The 21,547-nt window shown below is 66.9% G+C and carries 22 protein-coding genes; 9 read left to right on the top strand and 13 right to left on the bottom strand.

Going from position 1 to position 21,547, the window contains the following annotated elements:
* Positions 1 to 24: 24 nt before the first annotated feature.
* From tnpA to SCI24_RS02770, 5 genes are all read right to left on the bottom strand, one after another.
* Positions 25 to 336, bottom strand: a complete 312-nt coding sequence (gene tnpA / locus SCI24_RS02790) for an IS66 family insertion sequence element accessory protein TnpA (RefSeq protein WP_318723881.1) — start codon at positions 334 to 336, stop codon at positions 25 to 27.
* Positions 337 to 390: 54 nt separating this feature from the next.
* A complete protein-coding gene (locus SCI24_RS02785; RefSeq protein ID WP_318723880.1) occupies positions 391 to 738 on the bottom strand; it encodes a ferric reductase-like transmembrane domain-containing protein in 348 nt (115 codons plus the stop codon).
* 478 nt (positions 739 to 1,216) lie between these two features.
* Positions 1,217 to 3,442, bottom strand: coding sequence for a PepSY domain-containing protein (locus tag SCI24_RS02780; RefSeq protein WP_318723879.1), 2,226 nt, complete (start codon positions 3,440 to 3,442; stop codon positions 1,217 to 1,219).
* Between the two features lie 19 nt (positions 3,443 to 3,461).
* Positions 3,462 to 3,938, bottom strand: coding sequence for a DUF2271 domain-containing protein (locus SCI24_RS02775; protein ID WP_318723878.1), 477 nt, complete (start codon positions 3,936 to 3,938; stop codon positions 3,462 to 3,464).
* A 165-nt stretch (positions 3,939 to 4,103) separates the two neighbouring features.
* Entirely contained in the window at positions 4,104 to 4,538 is a 435-nt protein-coding gene (locus SCI24_RS02770; protein ID WP_318723877.1) for a PepSY domain-containing protein, read from the bottom strand.
* A gap of 166 nt (positions 4,539 to 4,704) precedes the next feature.
* Between SCI24_RS02770 and SCI24_RS02765 the strand changes: the two genes are divergently transcribed.
* The 3 genes from SCI24_RS02765 to SCI24_RS02755 all read left to right on the top strand — a co-directional run bounded on the left by SCI24_RS02765 (position 4,705) and on the right by SCI24_RS02755 (position 7,365).
* Positions 4,705 to 5,364 carry a response regulator transcription factor gene (locus tag SCI24_RS02765; RefSeq protein WP_318723876.1) on the top strand — a complete coding sequence of 220 codons (660 nt, stop codon included), beginning with the start codon at positions 4,705 to 4,707 and terminating at the stop codon, positions 5,362 to 5,364.
* Positions 5,361 to 6,686 (top strand): HAMP domain-containing sensor histidine kinase, encoded by a 1,326-nt coding sequence (locus SCI24_RS02760; RefSeq protein ID WP_318723875.1) that lies wholly within the window; start codon positions 5,361 to 5,363, stop codon positions 6,684 to 6,686. Before SCI24_RS02765 ends, SCI24_RS02760 begins: the two co-directional genes overlap by 4 nt.
* Positions 6,687 to 7,038: 352 nt before the next feature.
* Positions 7,039 to 7,365, top strand: coding sequence for a hypothetical protein (locus SCI24_RS02755; protein WP_318723874.1), 327 nt, complete (start codon positions 7,039 to 7,041; stop codon positions 7,363 to 7,365).
* Positions 7,366 to 7,488: 123 nt separating this feature from the next.
* Here SCI24_RS02755 and SCI24_RS02750 read toward each other — a convergent pair whose 3' ends face one another.
* The 6 genes from SCI24_RS02750 to ubiU all read right to left on the bottom strand — a co-directional run bounded on the left by SCI24_RS02750 (position 7,489) and on the right by ubiU (position 12,626).
* On the bottom strand, positions 7,489 to 7,656 hold the full coding sequence (locus SCI24_RS02750; RefSeq protein ID WP_318723873.1) for a hypothetical protein: 168 nt from the start codon (positions 7,654 to 7,656) through the stop codon (positions 7,489 to 7,491).
* Between the two features lie 255 nt (positions 7,657 to 7,911).
* Positions 7,912 to 8,499, bottom strand: coding sequence for a DUF6448 family protein (locus tag SCI24_RS02745; protein ID WP_318723872.1), 588 nt, complete (start codon positions 8,497 to 8,499; stop codon positions 7,912 to 7,914).
* A gap of 205 nt (positions 8,500 to 8,704) precedes the next feature.
* Complete coding sequence (locus tag SCI24_RS02740; protein ID WP_318723871.1) at positions 8,705 to 9,841, bottom strand: helix-turn-helix domain-containing protein; 1,137 nt, start codon at positions 9,839 to 9,841, stop codon at positions 8,705 to 8,707.
* On the bottom strand, positions 9,832 to 10,683 hold the full coding sequence (locus SCI24_RS02735) for a radical SAM protein (RefSeq protein ID WP_318723885.1): 852 nt from the start codon (positions 10,681 to 10,683) through the stop codon (positions 9,832 to 9,834). Before SCI24_RS02735 ends, SCI24_RS02740 begins: the two co-directional genes overlap by 10 nt.
* A complete protein-coding gene (locus SCI24_RS02730; RefSeq protein ID WP_318723870.1) occupies positions 10,680 to 11,609 on the bottom strand; it encodes a U32 family peptidase in 930 nt (309 codons plus the stop codon). Before SCI24_RS02730 ends, SCI24_RS02735 begins: the two co-directional genes overlap by 4 nt.
* A gap of 21 nt (positions 11,610 to 11,630) precedes the next feature.
* On the bottom strand, positions 11,631 to 12,626 hold the full coding sequence (gene ubiU / locus SCI24_RS02725; RefSeq protein ID WP_318723869.1) for a ubiquinone anaerobic biosynthesis protein UbiU: 996 nt from the start codon (positions 12,624 to 12,626) through the stop codon (positions 11,631 to 11,633).
* A gap of 199 nt (positions 12,627 to 12,825) precedes the next feature.
* Here ubiU and SCI24_RS02720 point away from each other — a divergent pair, with 199 nt between their 5' ends.
* A complete protein-coding gene (locus SCI24_RS02720) occupies positions 12,826 to 13,254 on the top strand; it encodes a globin (RefSeq protein ID WP_318723868.1) in 429 nt (142 codons plus the stop codon).
* Positions 13,255 to 13,324: 70 nt separating this feature from the next.
* Here SCI24_RS02720 and SCI24_RS02715 read toward each other — a convergent pair whose 3' ends face one another.
* Together SCI24_RS02715 and SCI24_RS02710 are read right to left on the bottom strand one after the other, a co-directional pair.
* Positions 13,325 to 13,942, bottom strand: coding sequence for a hemerythrin domain-containing protein (locus SCI24_RS02715; protein ID WP_318723867.1), 618 nt, complete (start codon positions 13,940 to 13,942; stop codon positions 13,325 to 13,327).
* 59 nt (positions 13,943 to 14,001) lie between these two features.
* Complete coding sequence (locus tag SCI24_RS02710; protein WP_318723884.1) at positions 14,002 to 14,304, bottom strand: hemerythrin domain-containing protein; 303 nt, start codon at positions 14,302 to 14,304, stop codon at positions 14,002 to 14,004.
* A 36-nt stretch (positions 14,305 to 14,340) separates the two neighbouring features.
* Between SCI24_RS02710 and norR the strand changes: the two genes are divergently transcribed.
* The 5 genes from norR to SCI24_RS02685 all read left to right on the top strand — a co-directional run bounded on the left by norR (position 14,341) and on the right by SCI24_RS02685 (position 21,535).
* On the top strand, positions 14,341 to 15,855 hold the full coding sequence (gene norR / locus SCI24_RS02705) for a nitric oxide reductase transcriptional regulator NorR (protein WP_318723866.1): 1,515 nt from the start codon (positions 14,341 to 14,343) through the stop codon (positions 15,853 to 15,855).
* A 108-nt stretch (positions 15,856 to 15,963) separates the two neighbouring features.
* Positions 15,964 to 16,581, top strand: a complete 618-nt coding sequence (locus SCI24_RS02700; protein ID WP_318723865.1) for a TetR/AcrR family transcriptional regulator — start codon at positions 15,964 to 15,966, stop codon at positions 16,579 to 16,581.
* Positions 16,578 to 17,960, top strand: a complete 1,383-nt coding sequence (locus tag SCI24_RS02695) for an efflux RND transporter periplasmic adaptor subunit (protein ID WP_318723864.1) — start codon at positions 16,578 to 16,580, stop codon at positions 17,958 to 17,960. Before SCI24_RS02700 ends, SCI24_RS02695 begins: the two co-directional genes overlap by 4 nt.
* Complete coding sequence (locus tag SCI24_RS02690) at positions 17,957 to 21,058, top strand: efflux RND transporter permease subunit (RefSeq protein WP_318723863.1); 3,102 nt, start codon at positions 17,957 to 17,959, stop codon at positions 21,056 to 21,058. The genes SCI24_RS02695 and SCI24_RS02690 overlap by 4 nt, the downstream gene beginning before the upstream one ends.
* Before the next feature lie 129 nt (positions 21,059 to 21,187).
* Positions 21,188 to 21,535 (top strand): hexameric tyrosine-coordinated heme protein, encoded by a 348-nt coding sequence (locus SCI24_RS02685; protein WP_318723862.1) that lies wholly within the window; start codon positions 21,188 to 21,190, stop codon positions 21,533 to 21,535.
* The last annotated feature ends 12 nt before the right edge of the window (positions 21,536 to 21,547 follow it).

Here is a 21,547-nt window from a genome sequence, read left to right as displayed (position 1 = left end):
GCCAGAGCTTGATCGGCGGGCGCATCATGCCCCCCGGCGAAAGCGCAGGCAGACACCATCGCCCAGGTCGAGCTCGATCTCCCAGCCGCGGGTCTGGTCATCGGTCTCATCCGTGGCTGGCATCGATACCGGTGCGAAGAGCGGCGACGCGGTAGCTGAAGATGGAGACGTCACAGACGTTCCTGATGCCAGTCGGCGCTTCCAGTGCTGGAACGAACTCTTGGACAGGCCCTTCTGTTCACAGAACACTTGCTGGGACTGACCGCTGCGGGACTGCTCGTCAATCCAGGCCTGCCATTGCTCGGCGGGATAGCGAGAGTGGCGTTGCTTCGGCATGAGCACTGATTCTCCGTCGGTGAATGACGGGATCAGCGTAGGGGGTCAGGCCACTTAGAGAAACGACGCGCCGGAATGGCCGCTTACTTCCTGCAGGCTCCGATCCGAGCCAAAAAGCGCTTCGAGACCATCATCCGCCATTTCGATCAGCCAGTGTGTCAGCGCAAGACTTACGGCCAGAATGCCGGTCCATTTATGCAGCTGATACATGCTGTCCAGACCACCCAACGGCGATTCCAGCCATCCAGGCCGGGTAGCCAGCACCATGGTGATGGACATGAAATTGATGGCAAGGTATCCACTGAGTGTCAGTAACTGCTCATAGCTCAGCCCCGCGGCCCAGAAGCTGATCTGAATCGCCAAAAGCAGGCAAAGGGTGATACTGGTACGTATGTTAGGCATAAACAAACTCCGGCTTGAGCTTGTTTGAATTCTGCAGCCTTGACCTGACACCAGCCTTAAACGTCTCTGTGAACCACGACAAGATTTACCTCTGCTTCGAAACCGTCATTCCGGCCTGAGGCTGGTGGTCGCCCAGCGCCTGGCCAGTGGCCATCCCTGGCAGCCACACCGCGGAGGAGATCGAGCAGGCCGAACGCAAGGCTCAGCGTGCCGTTCAGGCGAAGGGTGACGGTGCCACCGTGGCTGGCCACTGCCCCGAGTGCAGCGGCGAGTTGATCATGATGGACGGCTGTCCCACTTGCTACGCCGGCTGCGGTTGATCCAGTCGTGGATAAGCGGGCCCGTCAAAGGCCCTGTGGATAACGCAGTCCGGACGAGCCGTACCGCCCTCATGGCCACGCAGACGCCTTGAGTCGCGTGAGCGTTCTTGGGGCGTCTGCGTTGGGGGACATGCCGCCATTGGGGCTCCGGGGCATGGTTAATAGACGTCCTCACGATAGCGGCCCTGGGCCTTGAGCGTTGCGACGTCCATACCCAGCGGCGTGATGATTTCATCAAGCGCCGCCATGACGCTGCTTGCCATGTCTCGACCGCCGCAGACCAGGATCTGCGCGCCCTTCTCGATCAGCCGGCGTAGTTCCGGGCCATTCGCGATAAGCTTGTCCTGCACATAGGCACGTTCATCGACCCGGGAAAAGGTGGCGTTCAATCTCGTCAGCCGCCTGTCCGCGAGATAGGCGTTCAGTTCAGGCTCATAGAGGAAATCGGACTGCGGATTGCGACCTCCCCAGTAGAGGTGCATGGGGTGATGCGGCCTGTTGTGGCGGATGAAGCCGACCAGCGGCCCGATGCCGGTCCCCGCCCCGATCAACACCACCGGCGCCTTGCCGTCGGCAGGGCGAAAGTCCGGGTTGGGCTGGATGAAGGCCTCGATCGTACCGCCTACCGGCAGCGCATGGAGGAATCCCGAGCACAGACCGCCGGGATGTTCACGTACGCAGATCTCCAGCGCGCCGTCTTTCGAGGCAGAGGCCAGTGAATAGAAACGTGGCACGTGGCTGTCCGGTGGCAGGATGCCGACCAGGTCGCCGGCCTCGAAATGCGGCAGGCCGTTGTGCCCCAGCAATCGGCTCAGCAGGCCGCTCTTGCCGCCACCTTCGGGCCCCTTGAAACGCAGCACGGCGGTGGGGGCCTGCACATCGGCGCCGTAATCCACCCGCTCGGCGAGCGCCAGGGTGGTAGTGCGCGGACGCGTGGGGGTGTGGACCAGCGTCAGCTCAGTACCGATCGCCTTGCTCATCGCGTGGCCCCAGCGGGTGAATGCCTGCGACGACTGCCGGTCGATGGTGTCGAGCGGCAGCAGCTGCGGCCAGCCCTTGGCGGCGAGCGCCGCCTCGACCTCCTTCGCGAACCCGCAAAATTGCGGGAACTGTCGGTCACCGAAGCCCAGTACGGCAACGGGAAGCTCCGGCGCCTTGGTGATCTTCTCGAGCCGCGCCAGGAACCGGCTGGCCGAGCCCGGCGCATCGCCATCCCCGTAGGTCGCGGTGAGGATGAACAGCCGTTTCGCGCTGCGATAACGCGGGGCAAACTGGTTCATGGGAGCGGTATGCACGCGGTGGCCGGCCTGGACCAGGCTATCGTGCAGGGTCCTGGCGAAGCCCCAGGTCGTATTGCCTTCACTGCCGACGAGGATGACGCTGTCCGCGGCGTTTGGCCCACTGTTGGCGGCGATCTTTGGCTCCGACCGCCGGCGCTTCCACCAGATCATCGGGCCGGTCACGGCGATCACCGGGACCGTCAGGGCGGCCAGGCCGAGGATTAGCCCAAGCCACCAGAGGCCTTCGCCGGTGTGTAGCATGTAGATGAACTCATAAAACTGGTGAGTTGCGTCATGGGGCTGATAGGAGAGCCACTCACCGCTGGCCTGGTCGATATAGCCGGCACCCTGATGGGTACCCAGGGAGTACATGTCTGTGGGATCGTTTGGGTAGGGGTAGACCAGCTCTCGCAGGTCGCTTAAGTCTGTTGCCTTCAGGGCCGGCAGGGTATCGATGGCAGCGGGAGGGCCACCATCGACCTCCAGCGGGAATTCGGGCTCGGCCCCCAGGCCCTCCGAGGCCAGGCCGAAGGTAGTAGCGGAGAGATAGGACCCGGTCAGCCCCGACAGCAGCAGGCCGAGAATCGCCGCTCGGCCGAGTTCGATGTGCAGTTGCTGGCTCAGGGTGCCGCGCACCGGGTGCAGCAGCTGGCGCCATCCGCCCAGGCGAGCGGCCAGCAGCATGGCGCCGGAGCCCGCCAGCACGACCATTATTAGCGCCGTGATGCCCGCCGCCGCGCGACCGGGCGTGTCGAGCAGCAGGGAGCGGTGCAGGTTCTTCACCCAGCGCGAGAACGACGAAGGCTCATAGGCCTCGATGGCCTGCCCGGTGCGCGGATTCACCCGATCGGCCCCCACCTGACCATCTCGAGTGTAATAGACGACGAGGGTACCCGAGGGCGTGCGCTCGATCTGCTCGGCCCCCGGGTAATGCTCCGCTACCCTGCCGGCCAGCTCGGCGACGCTGACCTGCCCGGCGTCGGGCAACGCGGCTCCCGCTCGCTCAAGCGCCGGATTGAGCGACAGAATCGCCCCGGTCACCGAAAGGACGATGACGAACAGCGTCGTAATCAGGCCGGGTAGCGAATGAAGCTGGCGTAGCATGGGGTCTGTGCTCCCGTGGTCAGAGGGTGTAGTGGAACGACTGCACGTAGCCACGGCCCGAGACCGGCTTGCCTGCGCCCTCGGTGGTCAGCGGGATGACGACGTCGGCGCGATTGTCGCGCATGTCCTCGATGGCGGTGTCGACCCGCACCTCATACCCCGCGTCGATCAGCTCATCGGCAAGATCCAGGGTGATGGTCAGGGTGCGTCCGCTGCCGACGCTGGCTCCGGTCAGTCCGTCAAATTCACTGCTGCGCTGATCGCTGCCCCGCGCCCAGTCTCGCAGGTGCTTGTAGTATTTGGACTTCTCACCGGCGATCCAGAGCGTACCCTGGTACTGGCCGTCGGCGTCGGTAAGGTAGAGCGCCATATAGGCGCCATCGCCGCCGTAGTTTTTCAGCTCAGCATTGAAGGTCACTTCGCGTGCCTGGGCGAGGGCCGGCAGCGCGATGGCGGCGGCAAGGCCGAGGGCCAGAGCAAGGTTGAGTCTTTTCATCGTCTGTTCTCCGTGACATGTCGATACGAGCAACCTAACGTCGGTTGCTGACAGCCGCCTGAAGCGAGAGGAAACTTGCGCTGTTCGGGCCGCTGTTGGATAGGGTACTGAGGCGCCCCCTCGGCGACGTGCAAGGCGATAAGGCGCCGGTGTGAAGTGACGAATTCACTCGATGCGAACGGATGGGCGGCCGCTTACGATGCTGCTGTTGGGAGCGGTACGGGAATCAGAGCGCTGACGGGTATCCTCTCCGTCGTCGTCGTCGTCGTCGTCGTCGTCGTCGTTGTCATCGTCATCGGAATTGTCGTATTCCTGGTCGTCAACGTTGTCGGATTCGATTTCCAGCTCGCGTAGGCGCAGCGATGCCGGGGCATACTCCGCCTCGACCTTGTTGCCATCCTGATCGAGACCCTTGACCTCGTAGCAGCCGTCATCGACCTTGATGCGACGTACCTCCCAGCCTTCGGCCACGAGTTTCTGGCGCAGAACTTCCCGAGGCTGCCAGTCGGCGACCGGATCACGACAATCGTCATCGGCGAAGCTCATTCCGGCCGTCAGAGTGGCGGCCAGCGTGGTGGTGACAAGCAGTGGCGTTTTCATGGGTTTCTCCAGAGGATGTTCACGTTGTCACTGTAGGCGGATCACCTGACAGGAACCTGACGTGGATACGACCGCTTCGATGTAGGGGGGATGCGGTCCCGTTCAGCTTGCCGTCAGGCAGACCCGTTAGGCTCAGGATGTCTGTGGTGTCAGGAGAAAATGGGATATGCGCATATTACTGATCGAGGATGCTCTCTCCCTGGGCGAGGCGGTGCATGATCAGGTCACCGAGGATGGCCATGCGGTGGACTGGATGCAGTGCTTGAAGCACGCTGAAACGAGCGTCGCGACGACCACCTACGACCTGATTCTGCTTGATCTGATGCTGCCCGATGGCCGGGGACTCGATTTTTTGAGGCGCCGACGCAAGGCAGGCGATACCACGCCGGTGATTATCCTGACCGCACGGGATCAGATATCTGACCGTATCGAAGGGCTGAACGCCGGCGCGGACGACTACCTGGTCAAGCCCTTCGACCTGTCGGAGCTGTCCGCTCGGATCGCCGCCGTGGCGCGGCGTTACAGTGGCAATCCCAATCCACTGATCCGCGTGGGTGAGTTGGAGATCGATCTGGTCAATCATTCGGTGCGCCGGGCCGGACACGGCGTCGAGCTGACGGCACGGGAATGGGCGCTGCTCGAGTCACTCGTGCAACATCCCGGAGCGCTGTTGTCCCGGGCTCAACTCGAGGATCACCTGTATGCCTTCGGCGCGGAGATCGAAAGCAACACCGTAGAGGTTCATATCAGCCGCATGCGCAAGAAGCTGGGACATGCCAGCATCGAGACCGTGCGTGGCATGGGCTATCGGCTGGGGCGGAGATGAGCCGGCCGGTTAGCCTGCAGCGTCGTCTCGGCCTCGGCTTGACCCTCGGGGTGACGCTATTCTGGCTGGTCGCCACCACGGTCACGGCGCTGATCGTCGAACATACCATCGACAGGACCCTCGATAGTTCCCTGGAGGAGACCGCGCAACGCATCCTGTCCCTGGCCGTCGTCGAGATCGTCAATCGGGATAATCCCGACCTGGTGCAGTATGTCGCCCCCTTGCGTGCCCACGAGGAGTATCTGACTTATCTGGTGCGCGATGCGTCCGGCAACGCCTTGCTCGCATCGCATGACGTCGATCCGTCCACCTTTCCGGAGACGGCTCAGGCGGGGTTGCGCAGCACGGTAACGCATCGGCTCTACGGCACCACCGCGGTCAGCGATACCCTTTTCATCGAGGTCGCCGAGCCGCTTGCCTCTCGACGCCAGGCAAAAGGGCAAGCGATCGTGATGCTGCTCTTGCCGTTGGTGGGACTGATACCACTGAGCTTGATTGGCATCTGGTGGTTCGTGCGTCATGCCTTGAGTGGAGTAAGAGCGTATCGTGATGCGCTCGAGGCGCGCGGAGCAGGGGATCTGTCGCTGGTAGAGGGCAAGCGCCTGCCGGCGGAACTCGTGCCCATCGCCGAGGCGGTGAACCATCTGCTGGAGCGATTGCGCCGCGCGCTGGAGTCCGAACGCAGCTTCACGGCTAACAGCGCCCATGAGCTGCGCACGCCCCTGGCGGCGACCCTGGCTCAGGTGCAGCGTCTGCGCCATGAAGCGCCGCCGGGGCGGCTCCAGGATCGGGCGGCTCGCATCGAGGCATCGCTGCGCCAGCTTTCGCAGCTGTCAGAGAAGCTGATGCAGCTGGCCAAGGCGGAGGGCAGTGGCCTCCTGGCCGAAATACCCCAGGACGTCCGGCCGATCATCGCTCACGTCGTCGACGACTTTCGCCGTGCTCCCGGGGTGCGCCTCGAACTTTCGCTGCCCAAGGAAGCGCGAATCGTGTCATCGATCGATCCGGATGCTCTGGCGATTCTGCTGCGTAACCTGATCGAAAATGCCCTGAAGCATGGACAGGACGATCGGCCCGTCGAGGTCGCCCTGTCGAGCGAGGGCGTGTTGCGGGTGGTCAACGCGGGGCCGGTGATTCCGGCGGAGGTTCTCGCTCGGCTGACGGATCGCTTCACCCGGGGCAATACCCGGGCCAGCGGCTCTGGCCTGGGACTCGCCATCGCCCAGGCGATCGCCGAGGGGGCTGGTGTCACCTTGACGCTCCTCGCCCCTGCGTCAGGACGAAAGGATGGTTTCGAGGCGAGTCTGCCGTTACCGCCGTGAGCCTTGGCAAGTGTCAAAGGTAGGCTGATGGAAACCAGCGAAGGACCCGACACCTGATCATCATCCACGACGTCTTCCTCAAGGGCGGCGGTATGGACCTGCTATGCTCGCTTCATGGCTCAAGGAGCGCTCGGCGCTGGCAGTGCCCTGCATGTTCGCATGCGAATGGCCTGATAGGCAGTCGCGATTCCATCCGGTAGACAATGCGCATGGCGCGAGCCGAAAAAATGCCTCGATATTTGGGTTCTTTCAGCGCCGTGTAAGCCTGCCTTGCCAGACTGTTGATGAGCCGGGTGGAACCCTCCGCTCGGCAGTCAAACTTCCTCGATCGATGAGGAAGGAGGATAACATCATGAGCCGTCGCCATATCATTGGCCTCGTTAGCGGTGTAATGCTCCTGGCTGGCGTTGTCGTCCCCGCGGCAGCAGAGCAGGCTTCCTGGGAGAACACGCCCCGAATACCGCAGGTCGCCTTCATGGAGCATCACGACAAGCTTCAGGAGTGGTCCAAGGGGCTGGGCGTCACGCTGCCCCTGGCTGCTGCGCCAACGCCTGTCGTAAAGGCCACGTCGCCTTCCCCTGAGCCCATGCCCCGGCTACCGCAGAGCGCCGTCACGGAGCACCGCGACAAGCTGCAGGAGTGGTCGCGGGGGCTCGGTGTCACCCTGCATGATCTCTGATCGTTCGCGATGGGCCGTAGGGAAGGGTGAAAGAAGGAGAACGGTAAAAAAGCTGAGTGCCAGGCGCAGAGAGGACTTATATCCTGGATGCGTCTGGCACCCTCTTTGGTCGGCTTTCAATCCTCACTCGACGGTCAGCAGCATCTTGATGGCCTGCTCCTTCACCGCGTGGCCGAAGATATCGTAGGCCTTCTCGATTTCGTCGAGCTTGAAGCGATGGGTCACCAGCCCCGCGGGCTCGCCGCCGCTCTCGACGATGCGCATCAATACCGGGATGGTGTCGGTGTTCACCAGGCCGGTGCGCAGCGTTATGTTCTTGATCCACAGACCCCTGCAGTGTGAAGTGGTCCTCGAAATTCGGACCAGGCGCTAAGCTCTGATCAGACCGACCAAGAGACCCTGATCATGAGCAAGAAACGTCGGCAGTGCAGCATCGAGTTCAAGGCCAAGTTGGCCCTCGCTGCGCTGAATGCACCGCTGACCGTCAGCCGTTAGAACGCAACGCCCCGGGTCACGAGAGTGGCCCGGGGCGTTGTTGCTCAATGCTCAGTGGGCACTGGCATTACCTGCCACCACGTTGTGCACCTCCTCAAGGTAGTGCACGTATTGCACATAGTGGTCGACGAACTCCCGACCTTGCTCGGGGCTCTCGTCGGCTAGCTGCTTTGCCGCGAGGGTAGCCTCGAAAGCCGAGCGGGCCTGCTGTTCGAACTTATCGACCACCCGGGACAGGAAGCCGTCGATCTCACCTTCATCCAGTGCACGGTCCGCAGCCTGGATGGCTGGATCGATTTCGCCGGCCGGCTTGATGCCGGTGAAGGGAGCGCCTTCATAGGCTCGGTGAATCTCCACCAGCGTGGCAAAGAACTGCTGGTCGGCCAGTTCCTGGGCGTCGTCGCTGAGCTTCCTAACCGCCAGTGTCTTGTCGAAGCTCTCTGCTAGTGCGGTTTCATCCTTGGCCGGTACCCACTTGAGCAGAGGACTGATATCGCCCGAGTCGAGCGCCTTTTGCGCTTCAGTGATCACCGGACCGTCCATGGCATCGCAGTGGGCGAGCGCCGGCGTCGCCAGTGATAAGGCCAGAGCGGACGTGGTGGCGATGGCCAGAAGGTGCTTACGAAGTGGCATTGTCATGGTGTCTTGCTCCAAGGTCATGGATGGGCCAGTCGAGTTGCTGATCGACCGTGCCTCCATGCTAGGGAGTCGAGACGTAGGAGTCGTTCGAAAACCTGAGATCGTACCTCTTTGGAAATCCTTTTAAATCAGTGTCCTGATGGTTCGTTATTCGGGGTTCGGAAAGTCGAACACCGAAGGGCTGGGTGATTAGCGTGGCGACCGGCTACCAGCGGGCGCGATAGGCGCTGGGTGTCATGCCGGTGGCTTTCTTGAAAGCCGTGTTGAACACCGACTTGGAGTTGAAGCCCGAGTCGTACATCACCTGCAGAATGGTGGTGCCGGGATCATCCGCCTGCAGTCGCCGGCGAGCCTCGGCGATACGGTAGTCGCAGACGAACTCGAAGAAATTCTTCCCAAGCCCCTGATTGATGGTGCGTGACAGTTCGCGTGCAGGCACACCGAGCTGACGTGCCAGCTGCTCCACGGAAAGGTTGGCATCCAGGTAGGGCCTGGCCTCGAGCATATGTAGCTCCAGGCGGTGGAGCAGTGCGCTTGCGATGCCATCGATGGTCTCGGCCGGGTCGTCGTCATCACTCTGGGCCAGCCGCGTTTCCTCGGCGCTCAGCCCCGAGAAGATGATGGGCTGGCGCAGGGCGTGAATGATCAGGTAGTTGATGAACAGAAAGCCGGTCACCGCACCAATGGCAGAGACCCATTGCGCGCTTGCGCTGCTCTTGAAGACATGGGCGGAGAGGCAATAGAGCAGGCTGACGGTCCAGACACAGGCGTAACCGATCAGCAGCGTGCGCAGCCAGGCCAGCTGCTTGTTCTCAGTATTGGAGAAGAGCTGTCGTATCGTGGTGCCGAAGCAGCTGAGCTCACGGATGGTGGCCCAGAGGTAGCCGAGAACGACCAGATGAATGGCCGCGGCCAACAGGGGAGAAGTGAGCACGCCCGGATGGTCGCGGCTCATCAGGATCAGAAGCTTCACCTCGCTGGGCTGAAGGTAGTACTCCACCACGAAGATGGCTGAGACCACCCAGAACAGCAGGCTATGGATGGCGTGTCCTGGAACGAGCCGGAAGTCGCGATACATCAGCGACTTTGCGTAGAGATAGAGCAGGCTCGCCTGGAGCAGGCCGATCAAGGTGCCCACATAGGCCAGGTTTGGATGCTCAAGGGCTAACCCGGTGGAATAGAGAAAGACCTCGCCGAGGCCCGCTGCAAAGGTGAGAACGCTGGCTGCCAGCAGGCGGTTGCTGACCAGGCGGAAGGTCTCTGGCAGCAGCAGGAAGGCGGCCAGGGCCAGCGATTGCAGGATGCTGGTGGCAAGCAGAATATCGGCCAGCGTCAGATACATGGTTGAGGCCTATCTTCGATCTGCCGGCTCAGCCGCGCAGTTCGACGCGCTCGAAGTGGCGCATGAGTCGCCTTGCCAGGGTCTCCAGTGCCTCCCGGGGCGGGGCACCGGCCACCGGCAGGCAGTAGTCGGGGTCGCGGCAGCGCTCCAGCCGGGCGAGTTGGATGGCATAGCGACGCACGCCGCAGTCGGCAAGCGTCATGGCCAGGCGCTCCAGGTCCTCCAGGGCGAAGTCCCGCCAGTGCACCGTGGTGCGACACTCGAAGGGGGTGTCGCCCTCCAGCAGCAGCGAGAGGCTGCGGGCATGCTGCTGCCAGATGCCGCGGCGGCCGCAGACCCGGTCGAAGTCCCGCCCGCGCCCCTTGACGTCCAGGGCCACCCAGTCGAGCTGCGGCAGCAGGGCGGCCAGGCGCTCCGGGTAGGGGCCGGCGGTATGCAGCCCCACGGCCAGTCCCATCTCGCGCGCCTGCGCGAGGGCGCGGGCCACCCGGGCCGTTCGCATCACCCTCGAGACCTCGTCCCATCTCGCGCGCCTGCGCGAGGGCGCGGGGGAGGTCGGCATGCAGGGTGGGCTCGCCGCCGCTGAACACCACGGCGTCGAGCCCGTCGGGCCGGGCCTCCAGGAAGGCGCGCATCGACTCCCACTCGCCGGGTTCGCCGCGGCGGGGGCTGGCCATCTCGCTCACCTCGCAGTAGCCGCACTGCAGGGGACAGCCCTGGAGGTGGATCACGGCGGCGCGCCGGCCGGGGAAATCGACCGTGCTCGACGCGGTCAGGCTCGCCACCGGCAGGCGGATGTCGTCTGCCTCCGCCGGCTCCAGGCGCAGGAGCGACCCGATCATGGCGCGGCCACCCCGCGGGTGTTGTCCATTCCGGGCCGTCCGTGCCAGTAGCCGTCGCAGGCCTCGGCGTCCACCAGCGCCAGCGGGTCGGGGGCGGGAAGCGCGCCGCGCCGGGCCGCATCGAAGGCGCTGACCACCTCGGCCATGCCCTCGGGGCGCGGGCTCAACCGGGCGATCCCGACGCCCATCTCGGTCATGTCGCCCACCTCGTGGCGCAGGTCCTGGCAGGCGCCGGAGAGGGTCTGGATGCCGTTGAGGGTGAATACCTCCCTCGACTCCTGGGAGCGCAGCGCCAGGCCCTGGGGATACTTCTGGCAGACGAAGCGGCAGCGGTCCTTGGGCTTCTGGTGGCGCCGTGCGGTGAAGCAGCGCGACGACCAGGCCAGCGGCAGGTGGCCGTAGGCGAACACCTCGCAGGGCTGATCGAGCCCCTGTTCGCGGCAGTCGGCCAGCAGCCGGGCGAGGTCGTCCTTCGACATCTCCACCGGGGCCTGCCAGCCCTGCATGCCGGCGCGGGACAGCACCGCCAGGGTCGCGGGGTTGTAGAGGTTCAGCGCCGCGCCGGCGATGAAGGGCAGGCCGGTCGCCGAGAGGCGCTGCACCGCACTCTGGTCGTTGGCCTCGACGGTGAATTCGCCGTTGTCGCACAGCTTGCGCAGGTCGCGCAGGTCGGCCTCGGACTCGATCAGGGTCTGGCTGGCCAGCACGACTCGCTTGCCGCTCTGGGCCAGTTCGCGGCCCAGCCCCAGCCAGTCGTCGAGCTTCATGTCGCGACGCCGGGAGCAGACCGTCTCGCCCAGGGCGACGACCTCCAAGGGCCAGTCGGCGGCCTCGCGGTAGAAGTCGGCATAGTGCTTACGGGTCCAGTAGAAGAGCACCGGGCCCAGGGCGAGCTGCAGGGAAGCTGAAGAAGAGGAAGTCGGCATGGTGGCTCCTGTGGGGTGGCGCTATTTCCAGCGGCGCTCGTAGGCACCCAGGGTGGTGGTGGCGCCCTCGGAGAGCTCGCCGAGACCAGCCATCCAGGCGGGGTCCGGGTGGAAGTGCTCGGGGGCCCGGCCGACACGATCCAGCGCCTGGCGCCAGATGCCGGCCACCTTCGACACGTAGGCGGGGCTGCGCTGGCGGCCCTCGATCTTCACCGCGCTGATGCCCAGCTCGCGAAGCTCAGGGAGCAGCTCCAGGGTGTTGAGGCTGGTGGGCTCCTCGATGGCGTGGTAGGTCTCGCCCCCCACCTCGAAGCGGCCCTTGCACAGGGTGGGGTAGCCGGCGCGCTCGCCCTCGGCGTAGCGGTCGATCAGCACGCCGTTGAGGCGTGACTCCAGGCCCCGTGGGGTCTCCTCCCAGCGCACATGGGCCGCCGGCGAACAGACCCCCCGGGTGTTGGGCGATTCACCGGTCAGGTAAGAGGAGAGATAGCAGCGCCCCTCGGCCATGATGCAGAGGCTGCCGAAGGCGAAGACTTCCAGCTCCACCGGGCTCTGCTTCGCCAGGTCGCGCACCTGGGTGATGGAGAGCACGCGGGGCAACACGGCGCGCCTGATGCCGAACTGCTCGTGGTAGAAGCGCAGCGCCTCGTGGCTCGTCGCCGAGCCCTGCACCGAGAGGTGGCGGGCGAGGTCCGGATGGCGGCGGGCGGCGTAGTCGAGCAGCCCCATGTCGGCCATGATCAGGGCATCGACGCCGAGGTCCGCGGCCTGGTCCACGGCGCGGGTCCACATCGCCCAGCCATCCGGCTGCGGGTAGGTATTGATGGCGCAGAACACCCGCTTGCCGCGGGCATGGGCGTAGTCGATGCCCTCCCGGGCGCGCCTGTCGGTGAAGTTGAGGCCGGCAAACTGGCGGGCGTTGGTGGTGTTCTGGAAGCCGAAGTAGACGGCATCGGCGCCCTCGTCCACGGCACGCTTCAGGGCGGGCAGGTTGCCGGCGGGGCAGACGAGCTCCATGGCGAGACTCCTCTCGATGAAAACCCGACCATGCTAGTCGACCATCCCGGTCGGGCCCTTGACTGGCGTCATGGCGAGGCGGCATTCGCGTCGGGCGTGATGCAGGTCATGCCGGAGTCATGGAGACGATATCCGGCGAGGCCTTGCACCAGCGTCTGGCCTAGTCTTGGGTCAGGCCTGCTCATCGGGTGGGGTGGTCATGGACATTGAACGCCTGTTCGATGCCAGTTACGTGCGAGTGCTGAGCCGGGAGGTCGAGGGACAGGCGTTCTTCGAGGCCTTCTACGAGCGCTTTATTGCGGCCTCCCCGGAGGTGGCGGTGAAGTTTCGCCATACCGACATGGCGCGCCAGCGGGCCATGCTCAAGAAGGCCTTCTATCATCTGCTGGCCTTCTACGCGTCGAGCCATGCCGACTACTACCTGCAGCAGGTGGCGGTCAGCCACGACCGCGCCCACCTGGACATCGCCCCGGCGCTCTATGACCTCTGGCTCGAGACCCTGATCGACACGGTTCGCACCTTCGACGAGCAGTTCGATGACGAGGTGGAGCTGGCCTGGCGGCTGGTGATGACACCGGGCATCGTCTTCATGAGCTTCCATTACGACCGCGGCACCCGTTGCGACTAGGCGATTGCAGGGAGCCCCCATGGGTGGATGTCCATGGGGGCCGATACTGTGGAATCAGCAGATTGTCGGGTCAGGAAGCGGCCGCCGGCCTGGCGTCGCAGAGCGGGCAGAAGTCGGCCTGCTCGCCGTGGCCCAGGCGCAGCCCGGTGCGGTGATCGGCGATCTGCCGGTAGAGCCCCTGGAAGCCGGGGCTGCCTTCGGCGGGGCTCACAAGCGGGATGCGGGGCGACATCTCATCCAGCTCGGCGGCGGGGATACAGCGCTCGATGAGCGGATAGACGTGGCGGTTCTCGCTGTGCAGGTGATGGTGATAGAGCTCGCTGAAGGCGCGAGCCAGGTTGAGTCGGCCGGGGTCGAGCTCATCCTCCGGCATGTCATCCGCCTGGCGGCGAAAGGTTGCCTCGAGCACGGTTCCATCGCGGGTGATCCGCCGGTGCTCCTCGGAGAGCACCGCGAGCAGCTCGGCGCTCTGTGCATGGCAGCCAGCCAGGCGGGCGAAGAGGGCATCCTCCACCGGGTGGTGCCACTCCTCGGGCTGGTGGGTCAGGTAGTGGCAGAGCCTGGCCAGCAGTCGGTAGTCGGGGACCTCTTCGCAGGCGGCGATATGCAGCTGGCGGTCGAGGATGCAGAGCAGTGCCGCATAGCGATGGTGGTCGGCGTGCAGGCGTTCGAGAATGATGGCTTTCATGGTGGCCTCCTTGACGCACCGCCGGGTGGCGGTGCGTCGCGGCTGGGCGCCGCCCGGGTTCAGCCGGCGCGTTCGAAGAGCAGGTTGTTCTCCAGATGGATGTGCTGCATCAGGTCGTCACGGAACTCATGCAGCCCGGTGTAGAGCGCGCGCCAGGTGGTGCAGGCACCCTTGGGCGGGGTGATATCGTCGGTCAGCGCCGCCAGCTGCTCGAGGTGTTCGCCGTGGTCGTCGTGTTCGTGGCGCATCACCGCGATGGGCCCCTGGGCCTGGGCGCCCATGCCCCGGCGCAGCATCGGGAAGAGGATCTGCTCCTCCTTCTGCATATGGCTCTCCATCTCCTGGTAGATCGTGGTGAGCAGGTCGGCCAGGCCGTTGGGGCAGGTGTCACGCTCGCCGTGGACCTGGTCGCCGACCTGCCCAGCGCGGTGCGCCTGCAGCGCCTGGTGCGGACCCTGCGCGAGGGCTTCCGCTGCGGCGCGGTCTGCCTGCTGCGCCTGGAGGAGGGCACCCTGGTACCGCTGGCCGTGGACGGCCTGGTGCGCGAGGTGCTGGGACGGCGCTTCGAGGTGGCCCAGCATCCACGCCTCGCCACCATTCTCGCCAGTCGGCGCACCACCCTCTTTCCGCCCGATGCCAGCCTGCCCGACCCCTACGATGGCCTGGTGGAGCAGCAGCCCGGTCAGCCGCTGCATGTCCACGACTGCATGGGCATCAGCCTGCACGTGGAGGGCGAGCCCTGGGGGGCACTGACCCTGGATGCGCTGGAGGCGGGGACCTTCGATGCCGCCGACCGGGCGGCTCTGGAACGCTATGCGCTGCTGGTCGAGGCGGCGGTCCGGGTCAGCCGCCTGGAGCGTGACCTGCGCGCCCTGCGCATGGCCCAGCAGGAGAGCGGCCTGCCGCTGGCGGCGCCCGAGGCGCGCGATATCCTTGGCCACAGCGCGGTACTCCAGCGGTTGCTGCGTGAACTCGATGTGGTGGCGGGGGCGGACCTGCCGGTGCTGCTCAGCGGCGAGACCGGGGTGGGCAAGGAGCTCTTTGCCCGCCGCCTCCACCGTCGCTCCGCTCGCCACGCCGCGCCGCTGGTACAGGTCAACTGCGCCGCCCTGCCCGAGTCGCTGGCCGAGAGCGAGCTGTTCGGCCATGTGAAGGGGGCCTTCTCCGGGGCCACCGCCGAGCGGGCCGGGCGCTTCGAGGCCGCCGACGGCGGCACCTTGCTGCTCGACGAGGTGGGCGAGCTGTCGCTGCCGGTCCAGGCCACGCTGTTGCGCGCCCTGCAGGAGGGCGAAGTACAGCGCCTGGGCGAGGATGTCCCGCGGCGTGTCGACGTGCGCATCATCGCCGCCACCAACCGGCACCTGGCCGAGGCGGTACGCGACGGCAGCTTCCGAGCCGACCTCTACCACCGCCTGTCGGTCTATCCGGTGGCGATACCGCCGCTGCGCGAGCGGGGCAGCGACGTGCTGGTGCTGGCCGGCCACTTCCTGGAGATCAACCGCACCCGGCTCGGGGTGCGCAGCCTGCGCCTCTCGCCGGACGCCGAGGAGATGCTGCTGGCCTATGCCTGGCCGGGCAACGTGCGCGAGCTGGAGCACGTGATCAGCCGCGCGGCGATCAAGGCCCTGAGCCAGGGCGCGCGGCGCGACGAGATCATCACCCTGGAGCCGGCCTGGCTCGACCTGCCCGTCCCCGAGGGGGGAGGGAGCCGCGCCCCGCAAGCGTCGGAGCACGCCGATGAGCTCGGCGCATCGAGCCTGCGCGAGTGCGTGGAGGGGGCGCAGCGGCGGGCGATCCGCGAGGCGCTGGACGCCTGTGACGGTCGCTGGGCGGCGGCGGCCCGGCGCCTGGAGCTGGACCCCAGCAACCTGCACAAGCTGGCCCGGCGGCTTGGGCTGAAGCCTGGTCGCTGAGCCTTTCCACTGGCCCTTGATCGAGGTCATCCTGCGACAGCTTTCTGCTGGCGGAGGCATCGTCCCCGTGCTAGATAGTGACTGATTACTATCTTTCGAGGCTCGAGCATGTCGCAGCGCCAGCATCTCCCCGCCGACGAGCGCCGGGAGCGCACCGTGGAGGCCGTGATCGAGCTTTGCGGTCGAGAGGAGCCCGCCACCCTGACCACCGGGCGCATCGCCCGCCGCATGGGTGTTACCCAGGGGGCGCTGTTTCGCCACTTCGCCAGCAAGGAGGCCATCTGGGAGGCGGCGGTGACCTGGATCGCCGAGCGGGTGATGGCGAGGGTCGCCGCCGCCGCCGAGGGCGTCGAGGATCCCTTGGCCGCCCTGGAGGCGATGTTCCTGGCCCATGTGGCCTTCATCGCCGAGCATCCGGGGGTGCCGCGGCTGCTGATGGGCCAGCTGCAGCACCCGCGGCCCACCGCTGCCGGTCGCCTGGTGCGCGAGCTGCTGGAGCGCTATCGGCGGCGCCTGCTGGGCCTGCTCGAGGAGGCCGGGCGTCGGGGGCAGCTGCGAGCCGGGCTCGACCTGGAGGCGGCGGCCACCCAGTTCATCGGCTGCGTCCAGGGGCTGGTGCTGCAGTCGCTGATCGCCGACGACGTGGCAGGCATCGTCGACCGGGCGCCGGCGGCCTTCGAGCTCTACCGACACGGCATTCGCGCGGATGCGGGAGGTGACGCATGAGGCCCTCGATACGCCGGCTGGGGCGGGGCCTGGCGGTGCTGGTCGGCGTCACCGTGGGCGTGGCGCTGCTGTCCTTCTTCGTGGCCAACCGCCAGTCTCCCGAGCGCCAGGAGGCGGCGGCCTCCGCCACCCCGGTCAGGTTCGTCGAGCTCCGCCCCCTGGCGCTGCGCCTGGAGGCGCGCGGCCACGGCGTGGCGCGCCCCGCCGAGACCTGGCAGGCGACGGCCAACGTGGCGGGACGCGTCGTCGAGCGCCACCCGGAACTGGAGAGCGGCACCCTGCTGCCCGAGGGCACCCTGCTGGTGGCCCTGGACCCCAGCCGCTATGAGCTGGCCATTGCCGAGGCCGAGGCGGAGCTGGCCAGCCTGGCCGGCGAGCTTACCCAGCTCGAGGCCGAGGAGGAGAACACCCGCCGCCTGCGGGAGCTGGAGCAGCAGGCGCTCGCCCTGGCCGAGCAGGAGCTGGCGCGCATCGAGCGCCTGGCGGCCAGCGGCTCGGTCTCCAGCTCGCGGCGCGACGAGCAGCGTCGCAGCACCCTGGGCCAGCGGCAGGCGGTTGCGTCGCTGGAGAACAGCCTGGCGCTGCTGCCCGCGCGGCGCGCTGTGCTCGAGGCGCAGCGCGAGCGCGCCGCGGTGAGCCTGGCCCAGGCCCGCAAGGACCTCGCCGATACGCGTTTCGAGGCCCCCTACGATCTGCGCCTGGGCGACGTCGAGGTGGAGCTGCACCAGTTCGTCGGCACCGGGCAGCGGCTGTTCCAGGCCGAGAGCCTGGCCGCCGCCGAGGTGGAGGCGCATATCCCCATCGCCATGATGCGACGCCTGCTGGCCGCGATCCTGCCCGATGAGCCCCTCGGCCAGGGACTGGACCTGGACGAGCGGCTGGACTTCTCGGCGGTGCAGGCCGAACTCTTCCTGGCCGGCGCCGAGGGCGTGGGCTGGTCGGGGAAACTGGTACGCGTGGCCAGCGGCCTGGATCCCGCCACCCGCACCGTGCGTGCCGTGGTGCGGGTCGAGCATCCCTACCGCGATGCCCGGCCGCCGGATCGCCCTCCGCTGCAGCGTGACATGTATGTGCGTACGCGGCTCAGCGCGCCCAGCCCCGAGCCTCGCCTGATGATACCGGCCAGTGCGGTGCACCAGGGTGAGGTGTGGCTGGTGGATGCCGAGGCACGCCTCGAGCGGCGCGCGGTGAGCGTGGCCTTCGAGCAGGGCAACCTGGCGGTGATCGCGACCGGCCTGGCGCCGGGCGAGAGGGTGGTGGTCGATGACCTGCCCGCGGCGATCGCCGGGATGGCCCTCGACCCGCGTCGCGACGAGGCACTGGAGGCGCGAGTCGCCGAGCAGGCGCTGGGCCGAAGACATGAGGAAGCCCGGCCATGATCCGCTGGTTCGCCGCCCACCCCACCGCCGCCAACCTGCTGCTGGTGCTGCTGCTCGCCGCCGGGCTCTTCAGCGCCCCGTCGCTCAAGCGCGAGACCTTCCCCGACTACCGCCCGGTGGAGGTGGGCGTCGAGGTGGTCTATCGCGGGGCCAGCGCCGCGGACGTGGAGGACGCGGTGTGCCGCCGCCTGCACGAGGCGGTGAAGGGGGTGGAGTTCCTCGACGAGTTCGTCTGCGTGGCCCAGGACAACCTGGCCAGCGCCACCGCCACCATGCAGGCCGGCGGCGACCCCCTGCGTTTCCTCGGCGAGATCGACACCGAGGTCTCCGCCATCAGCGAGTTTCCGGTCCGGGCCGACCCACCGGTGGTACGCGAGCTGCATCGCAGCGACCTGGTGGCGGCGATCGCGGTGTCGGCCGACATGCTTGCCTCCCAGCTCGAGGAGTACGCCCTGCGGCTGGAGGAGCGCATCATGGCGCTGCCCGGCGTGGCGGACGTGGCGATCCACGGCATGTCCCAGCGCCAGTGGCAGGTGGAGGTGCCCGGCGAGGTGCTCGGCCAGCACGGCCTCTCGGCCCGCGAGCTGGCGCGGCGGATCTCGGCCCAGAGCCTGGACCTGCCGCTGGGCACCCTGGAGACCCCCGAGCGCGATATCCTGCTGCGCTTCACCGACCAGCGCCGCTCGCTGGCCGAGCTGTCGCGCCTGGTGGTGATGTCCGATCCGGCCGGCGGCGAGCTGACCCTGGGCGACATCGCCACCCTGACCGAGACCGGCGAACGCGAGGAGGAGAAGATTCGCTTCAACGGCGAACCGGCGCTGGTGCTGGAGGTGAGCAAGAGCCTGCGCGACGACTCCCTGACGGTGAAGGAGCGCCTCGAGGGGCTGATCGAGGCGGAGCGCCGCCGCTTCGGTGATGGCATCACGCTGACCCTGACCCAGGACATGACCAGCATCGTCCGCGATCGCCTGCAGATGCTGGTGGGCAACGGTGTCATGGGGCTGGCGCTGGTGGTGCTGGTGATGAGCCTGTTCTTCCGCCCGCGGCTGGCGCTGTGGGCGGTGCTGGGGCTGCCCGCGGCCTTCATGGGGGCCTTCCTGGTGATGGGACTCGCCGGGCTGTCGCTCAACATGATCACCCTGGTGGCACTGCTGATGGCCATCGGCATCGTCATGGACGACGCCATCGTGATCACCGACAACATCGCCGCCCACGCCGGGGAGAACGCCACGCCGCTGGAGGCGGTGGTGGCGGGGACCCGTCAGGTGCTGCCCGGGGTGCTGTCGTCGTTCCTGACCACCGCCTCGGTCTTCGTGCCGCTCTCCTTCCTGGCCGGCGAGCTGGGCGCGGTACTGGAGGTGCTGCCGGTGGTGCTGATCGCTGCCCTGGCGGCGAGCCTGATCGAGGCCTTCTGGATCCTGCCCCACCATCTCAAGGGCAGCGTGAAACACCTGCAGCAGGGCCATGATTCCCGTTTCCGCACCGCCTTCGACCGCGGCTTCGAGCGCTTCCGCGAGGGGGTGGGACGGCTGGCCGACCGGGCGATCCGTTTCCGCCATCTGGTGCTAGGGGCGGTGCTGGCCGTGATGCTCGGATCGGTGGGTTTCATGGCCGGTGGCCACGTCGGCAGCGAGGCGATGCCCGATATCGACGGCGATGTGCTGGAGGCACGCATCCTGATGCCCCAGGGCACGCCGCTCGAGCGCACCGAGGCGGTGGCCGAGCGCATCGAGGCGGCGATGCGCGAGCTCGATGCACGCCACTCCCCCGAGCAGCCAGAGGGCGCGGCGCTGGTCGAGGCGATCCAGGTGCGCTTCAACCACAATCTCAGCGCCCGGGAGGCGGGGCCCCACGTGGCCACGGTCAGTGTCGACCTGCTGACCGCCGAGCGGCGCAGCCTGACCCTGGATGCGCTGACCGCCGAGTGGCGAGAGGCGATCGGCGACATCCCGGGGGTGCAGCGCCTGATCATCCAGGAGCCGGGATTCGGCCCCGCCGGGGTGCCCGTGGAGGTGCGCCTGACCGGCGAGGACCTCGAGGCCATGAAGGCGGCGGCGCTCGAGATGGCCACGCGTCTCGAGGGCTATTCGGCGGTCTACAACGTCATGGATGACCAGCGGCTGGGCAAGCCCCAGCGCGCCTACTCCCTGGCAGCGGGCGCCCACGGCCTGGGGCTCACCGCCGAGGAGGTGGCGAGCCAGCTGCGTGCTGGCCTGCTCGGCGAGATCGCCGATACCCAGCGCATCGGCGAGCAGGAGATCGAGGTACTGGTGCGCCAGGCCGAGGCCGACCGCGACGGTCTCGATGACCTGGCGGACCAGACCCTGATGCTCCCCGACGGCAGCCGGGTGCCGCTCTCGGTGGTGACCGAGGTGGCCGAGCGCCGCGAGTGGGCGCGCATCACCCGCATCGACGGGCGGCGCACCGTCACCGTGGAGGCCAACGTGGATGCCCGCCAGGCCAGCGGCCAGGCCATCGTCGACGACCTCGTCGGCAGCGGATGGCTGGCCAACTTCGAGGCGCGCCATCCCGAGGTGGCGGTCAGCTTCGAGGGGCAGGTGGCCAGCTCCGCCGAGACCGGCGGCTCCATCGCCCGTGGGCTTCTGATCGGCCTGGTGGGGATCTTCGTGATCCTTTCCTTCCAGTTCCGCAGCTACGTGGAGCCGCTGATCGTCATGCTCTCCATCCCGCTGGCCTTCATCGGCGCCATCTGGGGCCACGTGATCATGGGCTACTACCTCTCCATGCCCTCGCTGATCGGCGCCGCCTCGCTGGCCGGTATCGTGGTCAACAATGCCATCCTGCTGATCCACTTCATCAAGACGCACCGCGAGCGAGGCATGGACGCGGTAGCGGCCGCCGGCCAGGCCTGCCGCGACCGGCTGCGCGCCATCCTGATCTCCTCCACCACCACCATCGCCGGCCTCGCGCCGCTGCTGGCCGAGACCAGCAGCCAGGCGGATGCCATCAAGCCGCTGGTCATCGCGGTGGTGTTCGGCCTGCTCAGCGCTACCCTGCTGGTGCTGCTGGTTATCCCGGCGCTCTACGTGCTGTTCGACGACTGGGGCTGGACGCGCAGGGAGCACGCCGAGGCGTAACGACATGGGCCGGGGCCGGTCGGGACCGCCTTGACGGCGCTGCAACCTTGGCTAACGTTAAAGAAGTATCTTTTATGCTTGTTAATGGCGGGCCCCATGGGCCCGCGCTTGCCAACGCAGGAGGTCACCATGTCGACGCAACATCGCGCGTGTTTTTCGTCAGTCAAGGCCACCGGCGCCCTGATGCTGGCGGCCTCGCTGTTGCTGGGCAGTGCCGCCCTGGCCGATGACCATGAAGCCATGGATTCGGACGATACCTGGCTGCCGAGCCTGATCACCGAGACGCCCCAGGAGGGCTTCGCCCTGGCGGTGACACTCTCCCAGAAGGGGGTGGGCACCACCCAGCCGGACGCCGAGGTGCGCAAGGCGCAGCGTCCCGAGTATGCCGAGGATCCCGACAGCCTGATCGCGGCCTCCCATGTCATCGCTACCCACTTCCAGACCGTCGCCGCGGCCAACGACTACTGGCGGGAGTGATCCGGAAAGAGT

Source organism: Halomonas sp. (assembly GCF_033549285.1).
Classification (GTDB): domain Bacteria; phylum Pseudomonadota; class Gammaproteobacteria; order Pseudomonadales; family Halomonadaceae; genus Halomonas.
Note: the sequence above shows the minus strand (reverse complement) of the source record. Positions and strands in the feature narration are given on the sequence as shown.

What these genes read in the sequence shown, in the direction of transcription:
- tnpA (WP_318723881.1), bottom strand. Translation starts at nt 336, where the DNA reads ATGCCGAAGCAACGCCACTCTCGCTATCCCGCCGAGCAATGGCAGGCC.
- SCI24_RS02785 (WP_318723880.1), bottom strand. Translation starts at nt 738, where the DNA reads ATGCCTAACATACGTACCAGTATCACCCTTTGCCTGCTTTTGGCGATT.
- SCI24_RS02780 (WP_318723879.1), bottom strand. Translation starts at nt 3,442, where the DNA reads ATGCTACGCCAGCTTCATTCGCTACCCGGCCTGATTACGACGCTGTTC.
- SCI24_RS02775 (WP_318723878.1), bottom strand. Translation starts at nt 3,938, where the DNA reads ATGAAAAGACTCAACCTTGCTCTGGCCCTCGGCCTTGCCGCCGCCATC.
- SCI24_RS02770 (WP_318723877.1), bottom strand. Translation starts at nt 4,538, where the DNA reads ATGAAAACGCCACTGCTTGTCACCACCACGCTGGCCGCCACTCTGACG.
- SCI24_RS02765 (WP_318723876.1), top strand. Translation starts at nt 4,705, where the DNA reads ATGCGCATATTACTGATCGAGGATGCTCTCTCCCTGGGCGAGGCGGTG.
- SCI24_RS02760 (WP_318723875.1), top strand. Translation starts at nt 5,361, where the DNA reads ATGAGCCGGCCGGTTAGCCTGCAGCGTCGTCTCGGCCTCGGCTTGACC.
- SCI24_RS02755 (WP_318723874.1), top strand. Translation starts at nt 7,039, where the DNA reads ATGAGCCGTCGCCATATCATTGGCCTCGTTAGCGGTGTAATGCTCCTG.
- SCI24_RS02745 (WP_318723872.1), bottom strand. Translation starts at nt 8,499, where the DNA reads ATGACAATGCCACTTCGTAAGCACCTTCTGGCCATCGCCACCACGTCC.
- SCI24_RS02740 (WP_318723871.1), bottom strand. Translation starts at nt 9,841, where the DNA reads ATGTATCTGACGCTGGCCGATATTCTGCTTGCCACCAGCATCCTGCAA.
- SCI24_RS02735 (WP_318723885.1), bottom strand. Translation starts at nt 10,683, where the DNA reads ATGATCGGGTCGCTCCTGCGCCTGGAGCCGGCGGAGGCAGACGACATC.
- SCI24_RS02730 (WP_318723870.1), bottom strand. Translation starts at nt 11,609, where the DNA reads ATGCCGACTTCCTCTTCTTCAGCTTCCCTGCAGCTCGCCCTGGGCCCG.
- ubiU (WP_318723869.1), bottom strand. Translation starts at nt 12,626, where the DNA reads ATGGAGCTCGTCTGCCCCGCCGGCAACCTGCCCGCCCTGAAGCGTGCC.
- SCI24_RS02720 (WP_318723868.1), top strand. Translation starts at nt 12,826, where the DNA reads ATGGACATTGAACGCCTGTTCGATGCCAGTTACGTGCGAGTGCTGAGC.
- SCI24_RS02715 (WP_318723867.1), bottom strand. Translation starts at nt 13,942, where the DNA reads ATGAAAGCCATCATTCTCGAACGCCTGCACGCCGACCACCATCGCTAT.
- SCI24_RS02700 (WP_318723865.1), top strand. Translation starts at nt 15,964, where the DNA reads ATGTCGCAGCGCCAGCATCTCCCCGCCGACGAGCGCCGGGAGCGCACC.
- SCI24_RS02695 (WP_318723864.1), top strand. Translation starts at nt 16,578, where the DNA reads ATGAGGCCCTCGATACGCCGGCTGGGGCGGGGCCTGGCGGTGCTGGTC.
- SCI24_RS02690 (WP_318723863.1), top strand. Translation starts at nt 17,957, where the DNA reads ATGATCCGCTGGTTCGCCGCCCACCCCACCGCCGCCAACCTGCTGCTG.
- SCI24_RS02685 (WP_318723862.1), top strand. Translation starts at nt 21,188, where the DNA reads ATGTCGACGCAACATCGCGCGTGTTTTTCGTCAGTCAAGGCCACCGGC.